The sequence below is a fragment of the Acinetobacter sp. VT 511 genome (assembly GCF_001077515.1).
Classification (GTDB): domain Bacteria; phylum Pseudomonadota; class Gammaproteobacteria; order Pseudomonadales; family Moraxellaceae; genus Acinetobacter; species Acinetobacter schindleri.
In genome coordinates, this window is record NZ_LFRE01000112.1 from 1 (window position 1) to 362 (window position 362).

A 362-nucleotide genomic window follows, 5' to 3' on the forward strand; every position below is an offset into this window, starting at 1 on the left:
GCAACAGCATGCAACTAAAACAGGTATAGGGAAAAAACAAAGATATTACTTTTGGCGTGATCGCAGCCCCGCTAATCATCATCATTATGATGTGGGCTTCGATACTTGATCAAAGAGCGTTTAAGAAAGAGCGCAACCGAAAAAAGGAACAGGATAAAACCTAATTGCGATTGCTCGTTTAAGTGTCAAAGTCGGTAAGGCAGGTAAAGCAAAACCGCATGCCGAATATATAGATCGTGATGAAGAAAAGAAGCTGAAACAGGAACAGGGAGAAACTGATCTTGAACATAGGGCTTATGGAAACATGCCGAAGTGGGCTGAACATAATCCGATTACCTTTTGGCAGGCAGCCGACCTTTACG

The 362-nt window shown here is 42.8% G+C and carries 1 protein-coding gene; it reads right to left on the reverse strand.

Annotation, left to right across the window (positions count from 1 at the left end; genetic code table 11):
* Nucleotides 1-178 precede the first annotated feature (178 nt).
* On the reverse strand, nucleotides 179-362 hold a 184-nt coding region (locus tag ACS72_RS18475; RefSeq protein WP_212771721.1), incomplete at its 5' end, for a hypothetical protein.